Origin of the sequence: Nonlabens sp. Asnod3-H03 (assembly GCF_045063665.1) — a bacterium.
GTDB lineage: Bacteria > Bacteroidota > Bacteroidia > Flavobacteriales > Flavobacteriaceae > Nonlabens > Nonlabens ulvanivorans.
Genome location: NZ_JBEFOD010000008.1, coordinates 807653 through 822145, shown reverse-complemented (window position 1 = coordinate 822145; position 14493 = coordinate 807653). Strand labels below are relative to the sequence as shown.

Sequence of the window (14493 nt, the reverse complement as noted above, 5' to 3'; positions counted from 1 at the left end):
AAAGCACGATTAATCATCTAAGCAGTTACTTCACTCATCGCCCATTCATCAATCCATCGCGATAATACTTTAACCCAATCTGCTCTAGTGTTCAAACATGGAATCACATGAAACTGTTCTCCATTTACCTCATGAAAAATCTCTTCTCCTTCCATAGCGATTTCTTCTAATGTTTCTAAACAATCACTAACAAATGCTGGTGTTACAATTGCCATATTCTTTGTACCACCTAATCCCATTTTTTCAATAGTTCGATCCGTATATGGTGTTAACCATGGATCAAACCCTAATCGTGATTGAAAACTAGTAGAATATGTGCCGTCTTCCATGCCCAGATACTCACCTACTAATCGGGTAACCTCTTTACATTGATGACTATAACAAAATTCATGCGCTGGCGATGGTGTAGAGCAACATTTACCATCCATTTTACAATGACTTTTTGTGATATCGCTTTTTCTAATATGTCTTTTAGGAACCCCATGATATGAGAATAATAAATGCTCATAATCTTTTCCTTCTAGAGATTCTTTTATAGACTCAGAAAGCACTCTTATATAATCTGGATGATTGTAGAAAGGTGGCATTGTAGTAAAAGACATATGAGGAAAATGTTCCTGACGTAATTCTTCTGCTAGAACTAAAATGGTCTCTGTAGTTGCCATCGCAAATTGAGGATATAAAGGAATAATCAATACCTCATCTACACCTTTATCATTCAATTCCTTTAAACCACTTTCTATAGACATAGAACCATAACGCATTGCCAAAGAAATAGGCACACTGGTAAACTCGTCTATTTTTTCTTGTAACCTTTCAGATAGTACAATTAAAGGACTTCCTTCATCCCACCAGATCTTTCCATAAGCTTCAGCACTTTTCTTAGGCCTTGTATTTAAAACAATTCCCTTTACCAAAATTGCTCTCAAAATATATGGTAAATCTATAACGCGCTCATCCATTAAGAACTCGTCTAGATATTTTTTAACGTCTTTAGGGCTAGGGCTATCTGGTGATCCCAGATTTACCAGTAAAACTCCTTTTTTCATAGTACTGCTTTGTGCAAAAATAGAAGTTTTATAGTCGGTATACCTTTTAGATAATTACCTAATTGTAATAATAAAATAAAGGATATTGATAGTAACTCAATTCACCACTGATAAAAAGTATTGACAATTATCCATTTGTAAACATTTAGTACCTTTAACAAAACCATTTTTATGACATCTCAAAGAAAATGTCCTGAATGCAATGAAGAGATAAGAGGTCGTGCAGATAAGCGCTTTTGCAGCGATTATTGTCGCAACGTGGCAAACAATAAACTCAACAGAGACAGTAATGCACTCATGCGCAATATTAACAACAGACTGCGTAAAAACTGGCGAATCCTTAGTGAGCTTAACCCTAAAGACAAGACTAAAACTACACGCAACAAGTTACTAGCAAACGGTTTTGATTTCACCCTATTTACCAGTATTTACACCACAAAGAAAGGTACGGTGTATTACTTTGTTTATGATCAAGGTTACTTACCTATGGATGATGATTCTTATTTAATTGTCAAAAGAGAGACTTGATTTTTATATCATCGTCATTACCTAAGTATCAGCCATTATTAAATAAAAACCCATATAAGTATCTTTATCTATTATCTTTTTAAAGTGTGAGATACAACAAACCACCAAATTCAAAAAAATGAGATCCTTTAAACCTAAATCCCATTTATCATCAGCATTATCGTTTCTAACAATTATTGCCATCATATGGTATGTATTTTATAGTCAGACACCATCTGCAGCAGTAGAAGATAGTTTGCCAGCCACTGAGTGGTCTACGGCAAGAGCGTTAGAACACGTTAAGGCGATGTCTGTACAGCCTCACCATGTAGGTAGTGCAGCCCATGATGATGTAAGAGACTATGTAGTTACTCAACTGCAAGCAATGGGATTGCAAGTTACTACCCAAAAAGGCTACACCATGGATCCATGGGGAAACCTGGCAAATCCAGAAAATATTCTGGCACGTATTAAAGGTTCTCAAGAAAACAGTAAAGCTCTTTTATTATTAAGTCACTATGACAGCGATCCACATTCTAGTAAAGGTGCCAGCGATGCTGCTAGTGGTGTCGCTACCATTTTAGAAGGTGTGCGCACGTTTCTTGCTCAAAATAAACAACCTCTTAATGACATTATAATTTGTATTACTGATGCTGAAGAACTAGGGCTTAACGGTGCAGAACTTTTTGTGAATGAACATCCATGGGCACAAGACGTTGCGATGGTTCTTAACTTTGAAGCTCGTGGTAGCGGTGGACCTAGTTATATGCTTGTAGAAACTAATGGTGGTAACCGCAAGATTATTGAAGAATTTTCAAATGCTGGAGTAGAATATCCAGTGGCAAACTCGCTTGCCTACAGTATATATAAAATGATTCCTAATGATACTGACCTCACCGTTTTTAGAAAAGATGGCGATATCAACGGACTTAATTTTGCCTTCATAGGTGATCATTATGACTACCATACAGAATTAGATAACTATGAACGCCTAGATCGTAATACACTAGCTCATCAAGGTGCCTATTTAATGCCATTGATGAATCATTTATCAAACATCGACCTTAGTGATGAGCTCAAAGTTCCTGAAGGTGATGATTACGTTTATTTCCCTATGCCCATCATTAAAATGGTGAGTTTTCCATTTAAATGGCTGCCATTTTTAATTATAGGTAGCGGTTTATTACTAGTAGTACTCATTGTTTATGGTATTAGAAAAAGACGCATTTCCTTTGGTCAGATTCTGGCAGGATTTGTTCCGTTTTTAGGTTGTTTAATCATAGGGTATTTATTAAGTAACTATGGTTGGGTAGGAATTAAAAGTGGCTCTTTTTATGTCGATCAGCAACATGGTTTTCCATACAACGGTTATTGGCTTATCGCAGCAGCGGCAATGACAGCAGCAACCTTGTGTTTCTTTTTGTATCATAAATATTATAAGAAGGATAATGTAGCTAGTTTAAGTATCGCGCCATTATTTATTTTGTGGCTGGTTTGTTTATTAATAGCATTCCCTGTAGGTGATGGTGGTTTAATACCAGGTGTATTTTTACCAGGTGCCGGATTCTTTCTAGTACCGCTCATAGCAGGATTGCTTATGGTATGGCTCAATATCAACCAGCGCAGACCTAGTTACATTTTACTCGTTATTCTCGCGGTACCTGCCTTGTTCATTTTCACACCGTTTGTCAAAGCATTTCCAGTGGCACTAGGTATGGGAATTTTATTTGTAGCCGCTATTCTTACCACACTATTGATTGGTTTATTAATTCCTATTATTGGACATTATCGCAGGAAAGACCTACTATCCTTCATAGGATTGATAGCAACATTAGTTTGTGTGGGATACGCTTTCGCAAAAGCGGAATTCACACCATCACAACCACAATCAACTAGTCTAGTCTACATACAAAACCAAGACGACCAGACCGCACAATGGGCCACATATGACGAAGTCCTGACAGACTGGACCAAAGCAAAACTGGGAGAATCGCCGGCAGCAGCCAGCGAGCTTAATAAAAACACGATCGATTCAAAATACAGTACCGGTTTCAGCTATGCAGCCACAGCACCTTATAAAGAATTAGCTCCTGTAAGAGTAGAAACATTAATTGATAGTTTACACGCAGATTTAAGAACAGTAAAAATGAAAATCTACAGTGAATCTGTCATCCAGCGTCTAGAAGTGTTTTGCGATACGACTTATGTATTTGAAGACGGAAAAGTAAACGGCAGAGAAGTTTATAAGGCCAAAGTATCTAAAAAGGCTTTACCTAATCGATGGGGAAATCGCATGTTGAGCTATTATGTAACTAACAATGAACCACTAGAATTAGAACTTACTTTTAAAGCTGATGTCGAGCCAGAATTCCAGTTCTATGCAGCGTCATTTGACTTACTTAAAACCAAGGCGCTAGATGTAAAACCTAGACCGTTAGAGCAAATGAGTATGCCGTTTGTTCTTAACGATGCTATTTTAAGAAAACGCTATGTAACACTTAATAGACCTACCGTAGTAACCGATTCAATACCGTCAAATGAATAAGAAAACAATCGGTATCTTAGGTTGTGGATGGCTCGGTCTAGAGTTAGGAAAACAACTTGTTACAGAAGGATTTCCCGTAAAAGGAACCGTACGTCATAAAGATAAACTAGCCAACTTAAAAGAAGTTGGAATAGATGGTTATATCCTTGATTTAAAAGAAGATAAACTCTACGGTGATGTAGCCGATTTTCTAAGAAATATAGATGTGCTATTCATCAACATTCCGCCTGGACTGCGTAAAAATCCAGAAAGTGATTTTGCCCAGCGCATGAAATTGCTCATGACATTTGTAAATACGGCAACTGTTGAACATGTCATTTTTGTATCGAGCACTTCTGTTTTTGAAGATGCGCAAGACATTCCAGTTTATGATGAAAACAGCAGACCTAACAGCACGAGTAGTAATGGCAAAAAAATCTATGCAGCAGAGTTGCTAGTTCAAGACTTCTTTGCCAACACGACGATTTTAAGACCATGTGGTTTAATAGGCGGCGATAGACATCCTATAAAAATGCTCGCTGGTCGTAAGGGCGTTTCAAATCCAGATGCACCAATAAATCTTGTTCATAGGCAACATGTAATTGATATAGTAAAAAAGCTCATAACTGAAGAATTAAAAACTTCTATAGTTCACGCAATTAGTGAACCACATGAATCTAGAAAAAGTTACTATTCTCAAAAAGCCAAAGAATTTGGTTTAGAACCACCACAGTTTGATGAAAATGGTAAATCGGTTGGAAAAAAAATGAAGTCTTTATACCATTAGATGTATTTAAGTTTAAAAAGTAATGAAGCGTAGATTTATTTGGTTAAGTTTTGGAGCAATGCAAAAAAGTAACAAAGCTGTTCAAAAAATAAAATCATTATAAAACTATTCTTAGCTTTCAACAGTGAAAAAATTCCTGTTCAAACATAAATTCAAATTAAGCATCGCTTTTATACTACTCGTGTGGTATACGTTGTTCTTGCCAAAGCAATTATTTGATGTTCCGTACTCGACGGTAATAGAAAGTAGCGATGGGCGTTTGTTAGATGCGCATATCGCCAGTGATGATCAGTGGCGATTTCCCGCGGTAGATAGTGTTCCCTATAAATATAAAAAGTGTTTGTTGCAATATGAAGATGCGCATTTTTATGCGCATCCAGGATTCAATCCAGTTTCTATTGTTAAGGCTTTTAAAGAAAACATGAACGCTGGCAAAGTCGTGCGTGGTGGTAGTACAATTACACAGCAAGTGATTAGGCTTGCGCGAAAAAAGGATAGAAAATACTATGAGAAATTTATAGAGCTTATCTGGGCAACAAGGCTTGAGTTGAGATTATCTAAAGAACAAATTTTAGAACTCTATGCTTCTCATGCGCCTTATGGTGGTAATGTGATAGGACTCGATATGGCGTCGTGGCGGTATTTTGGAAGAAAACCACACGAACTCAGCTGGGCAGAAAGTGCCACGCTGGCTGTTTTGCCTAATGCACCAGGTTTAATTTATCCTGGTAAAAGAGAAAGTCAGCTTAGAGAAAAACGAGATGCATTACTGCTCAAGTTAAAACAGGAAAACATCATAGATGATATGGATTATGAACTGGCTGTTTCAGAATCTGTTCCTACTCGAGATTTTAGAGTACCGCAACTGGCACCTCATTTATTGAATAGAGCAAATAAGCAATACGGCACTCAAAAAATCAGAACCACGATTGATTATCAAATGCAAGAAACGGTCAACCGCATTGTACAAAATCATCATCATATTCTGAAGCAAAACGGTATTAACAACCTCGCCATGTTAGTTCTGGACATTGAAAACCAATCGGTATCTTCTTATGTGGGAAATGCTCCTACTACCAGAGAGCACCAGAAAGATGTGGATATTATTACCGCTCCACGTAGTACTGGCAGCGTTTTAAAACCCTTTTTATATGCCACCATGCTGGATAATGGCGAACTGTTACCTCACAGCCTCGTAAAAGATATACCTACGGTTATTAATGGTTATAACACACAAAACTTTGACAAGAATTATAGCGGTGCTGTTCCGGCTTCACAAGCCTTATCGCGATCACTCAATGTACCTGCGGTGCGCATGCTACGCGATCATGGTGTTACTCGATTCTATGACAAATTGCAAGATTTAGGTCAATCACACATCAATCGTGGTGCGGGAACTTATGGACTGAGTTTGATTATAGGTGGTGGCGAGAGCAGTTTATGGGACATGAGCCATGCTTATCTATCTATGGCAACCATTTTAAAAGACTACACTCAAACGAGTAGTGAATACAATCACAACGTCATGGATGGATTGCACTATGTGGAGGATGATGGAAACGCTTTCGCGAAAGCGGACTTAAAAACAACACCTAATATTTACGGTGCAGGAAGTATTTACCACACATTTGAAGCCATGAAAAATGTCAACCGACCCGAAGGTGAAGAGATATGGCACTTTTTTAATCCCAATCACAACATGGCTTGGAAAACAGGAACCAGCTATGGAAATAGAGATGCCTGGGCGATAGGCGTCACACCGCGATATGTCATAGGCGTATGGACCGGAAATGCAGATGGTGAAGGACGCGCCGAAATGACCGGTATTAAGAGTGCCGCTCCAGTACTTTTTGATCTATTCAATAGGTTGCCACAAGAAGAGTGGTTTGCGCCGCCGTATGATGATATGATAGAAATCGATATTTGTAAAAACTCAGGTTATCTCGCCACACCAGATTGTGAGATCGAGAAACAATGGATTCCTGCCGTAGGAGAACGCTATGATTCTTGCCCATACCACAAACTCGTGCAACTCGATGCTACACAATCCTATCAGGTAAACGCAGATTGCGAAACAGTTTCTCAAATGGTGACTAAATCCTATTTTAATTTACCACCAGTCATGGCATGGTACTACCGTAGAACACATCCCGATTATGAACCACTTCCACCCTATCGAGCAGATTGTGAATCACCTGTAGAAAATGTCATGACTTTTATAAGACCTAATGCTGGAACGACTATCACGCTAACTAAAAACATAGAAGGAAAAACAAACGAGACCGTTTTTGAGCTAGCCCACAAAATTCCTAATACAACAGTCTATTGGTATCTCGACGAGGACTATATAACGAGCACTAAAGATTTTCATGAAATAGCACTCAGTGCAGCTCAAGGAAAACATATAATTACCGCTGTAGATGAGGATGGGAATGATGTGAAAATGAGTTTAAGGTTTAAGTAAAGTATTGGCAATTAAAGGCTAAATAAAAAATTAACGCACACTAAATTCATTCAAATTGAGTTAATTTCATACAACTAAACGACCTTAAATGAAAACTAAGCTTATTACACTGACCGTATTACTGTTATCTTATATTACAGTAAATGCACAAGAGGATACTACAAATTGGTATCAAAACTTACATGTTAAAGTAGGTTATGCAGATAACTTTAGTTTCTCTTCAGATTTAAACGTTGCTGGATATGAAACCTATGTTCCGACGAATGCAACTTTTAGATTGGGATTAGGATATGATTTTAGCTTAGGAAATAAATGGACTTTATCTCCAAGTGCCGAAATAGATTGGATTAGAATAATAGATGAAACGGTTATCACCCCAGATAGTGGATTAGACAGATTCTCTACGTCTAGAACATCATCTGGTTCTGAGCTTAATATTATACTGTCAGCTCCTTTTGAATATCAAATTTTAAGCAATGATAAAAATAGCTTTGGCATTGCCGTTTCTCCACAAATTAACTTCAGATCTTTTAATGATGTCGGACTAGGCACTTCTGTAGATGGAGATGCTAGCAGTAATAGAATCAGATACGAATCTACAGAGCGCAACAGAATATTTAGACCATCATTGTTGCTAGGTCTCAATTACAACTTTAAACTGGGTGCACTTCCTGTAAGAGCTCAAGCGTTTTATAGTCATTCCTTTGCTCCAGCTTACTTTGGAGAATATACGTATTCAAATGATTTTAATGGAGAAACACAAACGGGCGAGTATGAATTTGATGGTCATCAAGCAGGTGTTTCGTTAGCATTTTTCCCATTTGGAAATGGCAACAGAGAGAAAAAAGAAAAGAAAGAGAAAGTAGTTCAAGAAAGAAAAGAGCGAAGTGAGATTAAAGGTAGTAGTAGATTTGGCTATAAAATGGGAGTTAATTTTTCCGATATCACAGCCATCGATTCTAATACTGGTGGATTAAGTGGTTTTGTAGGCACCGAATTATATGGAGGTTTATTCATAGATACAAAAATTAGTAACAAATGGAACCTCCAAAATGAAGCGACTTTTTCCTTCACAGATGAAAACATGTTTTTAGAAATTCCTATCTTATTTAAAAGACAAGTAGGAAGGAATTTTTGGGCTTTTGCTGGGCCCAAAGCCCAAATCGTAGTGAATGAAAGTTTAGAAATCGATAGAAATTTTGGCGCTGGATTAGATTTTGGATTTCAATACGATCTTCCAAAGGACTTTTTCATCGAGGCACGTTATGGGATAGGTCTATCCCGACAAATAAGTGATTTCCAACTAGGTTTTGAAGGCGGAAAGCGTAACGTATTGCGTGTAGGTGTTGGGATTAAATTTTAACTACCACTCACTAAAAGGCTTTTCACTTAAATAAGAATTATAATAACGAGTATCACCAGTAACTTCTTGCGCGATCCAGTTGGGTAAAATAAAAGTTTCTTCTTCAGTTTCTAGTTCGATTTCGGCAACTACTAGGTTGTTGTTTGCGCCGTGAAATACGTCTATTTCCCAAGTATGATTTTCTATAACAATTTCATATCTCGTTTTATCTATCACTCCTGGTAATGCAAGTTCTAGCAATTCCTCAGCCTCAACAATGGTGATTTCTTTTTCCCATTCATATCTTGTGAGACCGCTGTCCGTAGACATTCCTTTTATAGTAATAAAACCTTGAGTTCCTTTAATACGCACTCTTACCGTACGTGCAGGATCTGTAGAAAGATAGCCTTGGGTAATGCGTTTTCCTTTAAGCTCTTCTAAGAAATCTGTATTTTTGACTAAGTACTTGCGTTCTATTTCTAGCATGGTTATTTATTGAAAATGTAATAATAAGTAATTAGTTACAAGTATATGATTTGATCATTATGATTGGAATTTCAGGGTTTAAGTTTAAGTTTAAGTAAAAAACTAAAACCGTTCTCGACTCTCGCTCGAACTGACATACTACAGCTTTTCGTTTCGAACCATTAGACTGAAACTGAGACTATATCCTAAAGCGACGCAATCACCTTTAACTCATCACTTTCTATTCTTGAATTTTCATAACCATTAATGGCTACATAAATCATAGATTGAGCAATTGTTTCTGGTTCGATAGTACGGTATTTTTTAAGAAAACCTATGAGTAAAGGATCAATAAGCTTTTGAAATTTTTTCCACGCACTTTCAAATTTGCGTTGCTCTTCTCGCTCGCCACCTATTAATGCCGGCTGGACATAGTATGTTTCTTTAAAACCTAGTTTTTCAATATCACGTTCCATTTCTCCTTTGCCTCGATTATACATAAACTTACTGTCTGCATTTGCTCCTAGTGCAGATATGGCAATGACTTTTTGCACGCCGTTATGCAAAGCGACCTCGGCAACCTGTACTGGTAAATCATGTTCGATTCGATAGTATTCCTCCTTATCTGGCGTTTTGGCTTGGGTTGTTCCGGTACAAATAAATAAGTGATCAGCTTTTAAGAAATCAGTATAAGTAGCCGGATCAAATAAGTCCACGATATGTGATTCATGTTTGCGGTGGTTGAGTTTAGTACGCTTTCGCGAAAGCGTAATCACACGCTCATATTGTGCATTATCAAATAATAAATTCACTAACCTACTTCCCGTAAGTCCTGTGGCACCGATAACAACAGCAGTATATTTCATTAACATATTTCTAGAGTTAAAGGTAGTAATTTTGCACCATGCACGAATTGGATGATCGCAAAATTATACACGTAGACATGGACGCATTTTATGCGAGCGTAGAGCAACGTGATTTTCCAGAATTAAAAGGAAAACCTATTGCCGTAGGTGGTGGAAATAATCGAGGTGTAGTAGCAGCGGCAAGTTATGAAGCGCGCAAATATGGTGTGCGTAGTGCTATGCCTAGTGTCACGGCCAAAAAGCTATGTCCAGATCTGATTTTTGTGAAACATAGATTTGATAAATACCGAGAGGTATCTTCTCAAATTAGAGATATATTCTTAGACTATACAGACCTCGTAGAGCCTTTATCACTAGATGAGGCTTACCTAGATGTCACAGAGAATAAGTTGAACTATCCTAGTGCTACTGTTATTGCATATGATATAAGAAGACGCATTTATGAAACTACTGGATTAACTGCCAGCGCAGGGATTTCTATCAATAAGTTTGTTGCAAAAATTGCTAGTGATTATAACAAACCTAACGGACAAAAAACAATAACACCTGAAGAGGTGATTCCATTTCTAGAAGAATTAGAGATTAGAAAATTTCACGGTATAGGAAAAGTCACTGCAGAGAAAATGTACTTACAAGGCATATTTACAGGAGCTCATTTAAAAGAACGCAGTCTAGAGTTTTTACAAGAGCATTTTGGTAAAAGTGGCGCTCACTATTATAATATTGTACGAGGTTTACACCATAGTCCGGTAAAACCAGATCGTATTAGAAAATCCCTAGGTGCAGAGCGTACTTTTTCTGAAAATATATCGAGTGAAATTTTTATGAAAGAGCGTCTTACTCAAATCGCTGAAGAAATTGAAAAACGACTTGCAAAAAATGATGTCGCTGGTAAAACGGTTACTTTAAAAATAAAATATAGCGATTTTAAAACGCAAACACGTAGCAAAACCCTACCTCATTTTATAAGAACTAAAGATTTAATACTGGCTACTGCTATTGAATTAATGGAACAAGAAGGTTTCCGTGAAAGTGTGCGCTTGCTAGGTATCACACTATCTAATCTTAATACGGATGTTGAGGAAGCTGATTTTGTTGAAGTTCAGTTAAAATTTATGTTCTAAAACATTAACTAGTAGTTGTAGGAATAAAAGTCACGTTTCCTATAGCTTTGTTAGTATATGACCTTAGAAAACTCCCAATATACTGTTATCAATAGCCACGTCAACTCGCTACCCATGTTATCATGGGAATTAATTAAAAAGCTTTTATGGAATCTTGATAAAGAGATGTTAGAGCACATGAACCATCTGGCACAAGAATATAACTGGCATTTTAATTATTTTCTAGACAGCTATTCCCATTATAAAGGTTACTCTATAGTTATTACCGATCATAATTTTAAAATCCAGTGTTGTTCTGAAAATATCTTTAAAATGACTGGCTATAAAAGTCATGAATTAACGGGTCATTCACCTAAACTATTACAAGGTGAAAAAACGGATCAGAATTCAAAAAGACTCATAAAAAAAGCAACTCAAGATGAGTTGCCTTTTAATACTCGCTTAGTAAATTACCGTAAGAACGGTGAGTTATATGGTTGTGAAATTATTGCTTTCCCTATTTTCAATGGCACTTCTAAAGTCTCTCACTTTATTGCTTTTGAAAAAGAATATTTTGTTTAGCTATTCTATCTCAGTAACTCTTAGTGTATTTACCATTCCTTTATCTGTAACTGGCATTGCTGCAAGATTGATTAAGAAATCTCCTTTTTTGACAAACTTTTTGTCTTTTGCAAATTGATTCACATCCTCAATAGTTTCATCAGTACTTACAAAACGGTCGTATAAAAAGGCTTTAACACCCCATAAGAGACTTAATTGAGTAAGTATACGTGTGTTACTAGTAAATGTTAAAATATGTGCATCTGGTCTCCAGGCGCTAATTTGAAACGCTGTATAACCACTATTGGTCATTGTTGTGATTGCTTTTGCATCAATCTCGTCAGCCATTTTTGCAGCATGATAACAAATCGATTTAGTGATATATCTCTTTGTTTTAATATGCGGCGCACTATGTGGTACATTAATCAAGTCACTGTTTTCAACAGATAAACAAATACTGGTCATTTTTTCTATTACTTGAATAGGATACTGACCTACTGATGTTTCACCAGATAACATTACAGCATCTGCACCATCCATTACAGAGTTTGCTACATCATTAACCTCTGCTCTCGTAGGTGTAAGGCTAGTAATCATTGTTTCCATCATTTGTGTAGCGATGATAACAGGAATACGTGCTTGTTTTGCCTTTAAGACCAATTGTTTTTGAATAAGAGGTACTTCATGTGCAGGAACCTCTACACCTAAATCACCACGAGCCACCATTAAACCATCACAATAAGCTACAATTTTATCGATGTTAGTGACAGCTTCAGGCTTTTCTATTTTAGCGATAATAGGAATTTTATGCTCTGAGTGTTCCTTAATTAAATCTTGTAATTCCATCAAGTCACGGCTATGACGTACAAATGAAAGTGCCATCCAGTCTACTTGCAACTCACAAGCAAATATGGCATCTACGACATCCTTTTCTGTAAGTGCCGGTAATGAAATATCTGTTTGCGGTAAATTGACTCCTTTTTTGGAACGTAGTGGTCCACCTTGAATTACTTTAGTAACTACATCTTTAACACCATCAGTAGAAACTACTTCAAACATTAATTTACCATCGTCTAGTAAAATACGTTCACCAGCTTTTACATCTCTAGGGAAATGCTCGTAATTCATGTAAACACGCTCTGCAGTACCTTTAAACGGCTCTCCAGTAGAAATAGTAATAATATCGCCAGGATTTACAACCACTTCTTCTTTCATGACACCTACACGTAGTTTAGGACCTTGTAAGTCTCCTAATATACCTGTTGCAAATCCGTGTTCTTCATTAAGGTCACGTATCATTTGAACACGTTCTTTTACATCCTCATGATCTGCATGTGAAAAATTAATTCTAAATACATTCACGCCAGCCTTCATCATACCTAACAATACTTCTTTTGAAGAAGTTGCAGGTCCTAATGTAGCTACGATTTTAGTCTTTTTTGTCTTTGGCATTATTCAAAAATTAAATAATCTTTTTGTTTGATTACATGTTCATCTAGCTGGTATGCAGATATCACATGTGGTATTTTGGTTAAGTCGTTAATTAGCTTTTTCAAAGGAAAAAACTCAGGATCCTTTTCTACTTTGATAATGAAGTCTACTCTTGCATACTCCTTAATTAACACTGTTTTTACTTCGGTTTGTTCTTGACTTTCAAAAAGACCGCCACTACTGGTAACGGTATTAAGATTAGCCCAAAATTTATTAGGTGTTAAGTAATAAGTGTTATAGTTTATAACATCATCATATTTATAAACTGGATACCTTACTGTAAAGTTAGGCATGGTCACATCTTGATCTACATCTGTTCTCTTGAAAGACAACCCTAAATACTTATTAACCATATAAGCCATTCTATAAGGCTCAATTGTAGAATGTATTCCTACAAGGGTGTATGGCTCATCGTCACAATCCCATCCATCTAACTTGTAAGTAGCCATATCATCAACTTTACTAACAAATTTAAGAAGACAAACTACAAATTAGTCTTTAAAAATCTTTAATAAATTGATATTTTCTACGAAATGGTTGTCGTTACTGGATTCTAGTACGATTAAGAATTATGCAAGGTGCGAAATAAAGAATTATTGTGTACTTATTTTATCTTGTAAGGCAAAAAAAGCTCTTTTACTTGCTTTTTCCTCAGCCTTTTTCTTTGATGTTGCACGTGCTTTTGCAAGAATTCTATCATCTATAGATAACTTCACAGAAAAGTGTCTGATTTCATTAACACCAGTATCCTCATAGGTATGATAATTAAAAGTCTTCTTGTTTTTTTGGCACCATTCTATTAAAATGCTCTTGTAACTAATAACCTTACCTTCTAATTTCTCGATATCAACATAAGGTTCAATTACCCGACGACTAATAAAGTTTTGAGTTCGCTTATAGCCCTTATCAAGATAAATAGCACCTACTAATGCCTCAAATAAATTCCCATGAACATTTGCTCCGAAATTACGTTCTGGAACTTGTGTTTTTGCAAAATCAATAAGCCCAAAGTCCATTCCTAACTCATTGAGATGTTCACGACTTACAATCTTAGACCTCATCTTGGTCAAGTAACCTTCATCGCCATGCGGCACTTCGTTATAAATATATTCTGCAATGACACTACCTAAAATAGCATCACCAAGAAACTCTAATCGTTCATAGCTAATAGGATTACCATCTGCATCTTTTAAGCTCATGGATTTATGAGTAAACGCTTTACGATAAACATCGATATCCTTGGGAGTTATCCCAGTAATTTTTTTTATTCCACGCGATAGCGCCTCGTCATCTGTAGAGATTCGAGAGGAGAATATTTTTTTAAATCGATTCAT

At 36.6% G+C, this 14493-nt stretch carries 13 protein-coding genes; 7 read left to right on the top strand and 6 right to left on the bottom strand.

Translation table 11 applies throughout. The annotated features are described in order from the left end of the window. Nucleotides 1-17: 17 nt before the first annotated feature. The gene (gene hemH, locus ACJJVI_RS06965; protein WP_405351166.1) at nucleotides 18-1049 is read right to left on the bottom strand and encodes a ferrochelatase; all 1032 of its coding nucleotides are present in this window, start codon (nucleotides 1047-1049) and stop codon (nucleotides 18-20) included. Between the two features lie 171 nt (nucleotides 1050-1220). On the opposite strand from hemH, the gene ACJJVI_RS06960 reads away from it, so the two are divergent. The 5 genes from ACJJVI_RS06960 to ACJJVI_RS06940 all read left to right on the top strand — a co-directional run bounded on the left by ACJJVI_RS06960 (nucleotide 1221) and on the right by ACJJVI_RS06940 (nucleotide 8694). Further along, nucleotides 1221-1577 carry a hypothetical protein gene (locus ACJJVI_RS06960; RefSeq protein WP_036582785.1) on the top strand — a complete coding sequence of 119 codons (357 nt, stop codon included), beginning with the start codon at nucleotides 1221-1223 and terminating at the stop codon, nucleotides 1575-1577. A 118-nt stretch (nucleotides 1578-1695) separates the two neighbouring features. Next, nucleotides 1696-4101 (top strand): M28 family peptidase, encoded by a 2406-nt coding sequence (locus tag ACJJVI_RS06955; protein ID WP_405351164.1) that lies wholly within the window; start codon nucleotides 1696-1698, stop codon nucleotides 4099-4101. Next, a complete protein-coding gene (locus tag ACJJVI_RS06950) occupies nucleotides 4094-4867 on the top strand; it encodes an NAD(P)H-binding protein (RefSeq protein WP_405351162.1) in 774 nt (257 codons plus the stop codon). Before ACJJVI_RS06955 ends, ACJJVI_RS06950 begins: the two co-directional genes overlap by 8 nt. A gap of 124 nt (nucleotides 4868-4991) precedes the next feature. Then, a complete protein-coding gene (gene pbpC, locus ACJJVI_RS06945; protein WP_405351160.1) occupies nucleotides 4992-7331 on the top strand; it encodes a penicillin-binding protein 1C in 2340 nt (779 codons plus the stop codon). 88 nt (nucleotides 7332-7419) lie between these two features. Further along, a complete protein-coding gene (locus ACJJVI_RS06940; protein ID WP_036582792.1) occupies nucleotides 7420-8694 on the top strand; it encodes an autotransporter domain-containing protein in 1275 nt (424 codons plus the stop codon). Here ACJJVI_RS06940 and ACJJVI_RS06935 read toward each other — a convergent pair whose 3' ends face one another. Together ACJJVI_RS06935 and ACJJVI_RS06930 are read right to left on the bottom strand one after the other, a co-directional pair. Further along, nucleotides 8695-9159 (bottom strand): CYTH domain-containing protein, encoded by a 465-nt coding sequence (locus tag ACJJVI_RS06935; protein ID WP_405351158.1) that lies wholly within the window; start codon nucleotides 9157-9159, stop codon nucleotides 8695-8697. Nucleotides 9160-9344: 185 nt separating this feature from the next. Continuing rightward, nucleotides 9345-10004 carry an NAD-dependent epimerase/dehydratase family protein gene (locus ACJJVI_RS06930; protein WP_405351156.1) on the bottom strand — a complete coding sequence of 220 codons (660 nt, stop codon included), beginning with the start codon at nucleotides 10002-10004 and terminating at the stop codon, nucleotides 9345-9347. Nucleotides 10005-10042: 38 nt separating this feature from the next. Here ACJJVI_RS06930 and dinB point away from each other — a divergent pair, with 38 nt between their 5' ends. Beyond that, complete coding sequence (gene dinB, locus ACJJVI_RS06925) at nucleotides 10043-11128, top strand: DNA polymerase IV (RefSeq protein ID WP_036582797.1); 1086 nt, start codon at nucleotides 10043-10045, stop codon at nucleotides 11126-11128. A gap of 57 nt (nucleotides 11129-11185) precedes the next feature. Further along, the gene (locus ACJJVI_RS06920) at nucleotides 11186-11689 is read left to right on the top strand and encodes a PAS domain-containing protein (RefSeq protein WP_081866574.1); all 504 of its coding nucleotides are present in this window, start codon (nucleotides 11186-11188) and stop codon (nucleotides 11687-11689) included. On the opposite strand, the gene pyk is transcribed toward ACJJVI_RS06920, so the two are convergent. From pyk to rnc, 3 genes are all read right to left on the bottom strand, one after another. Continuing rightward, nucleotides 11690-13120 (bottom strand): pyruvate kinase, encoded by a 1431-nt coding sequence (gene pyk / locus ACJJVI_RS06915; protein WP_036582798.1) that lies wholly within the window; start codon nucleotides 13118-13120, stop codon nucleotides 11690-11692. After that, a complete protein-coding gene (locus tag ACJJVI_RS06910; RefSeq protein ID WP_036582800.1) occupies nucleotides 13120-13608 on the bottom strand; it encodes an IPExxxVDY family protein in 489 nt (162 codons plus the stop codon). The genes pyk and ACJJVI_RS06910 overlap by 1 nt, the downstream gene beginning before the upstream one ends. A 144-nt stretch (nucleotides 13609-13752) precedes the next feature. After that, complete coding sequence (gene rnc / locus ACJJVI_RS06905; RefSeq protein ID WP_036582802.1) at nucleotides 13753-14493, bottom strand: ribonuclease III; 741 nt, start codon at nucleotides 14491-14493, stop codon at nucleotides 13753-13755.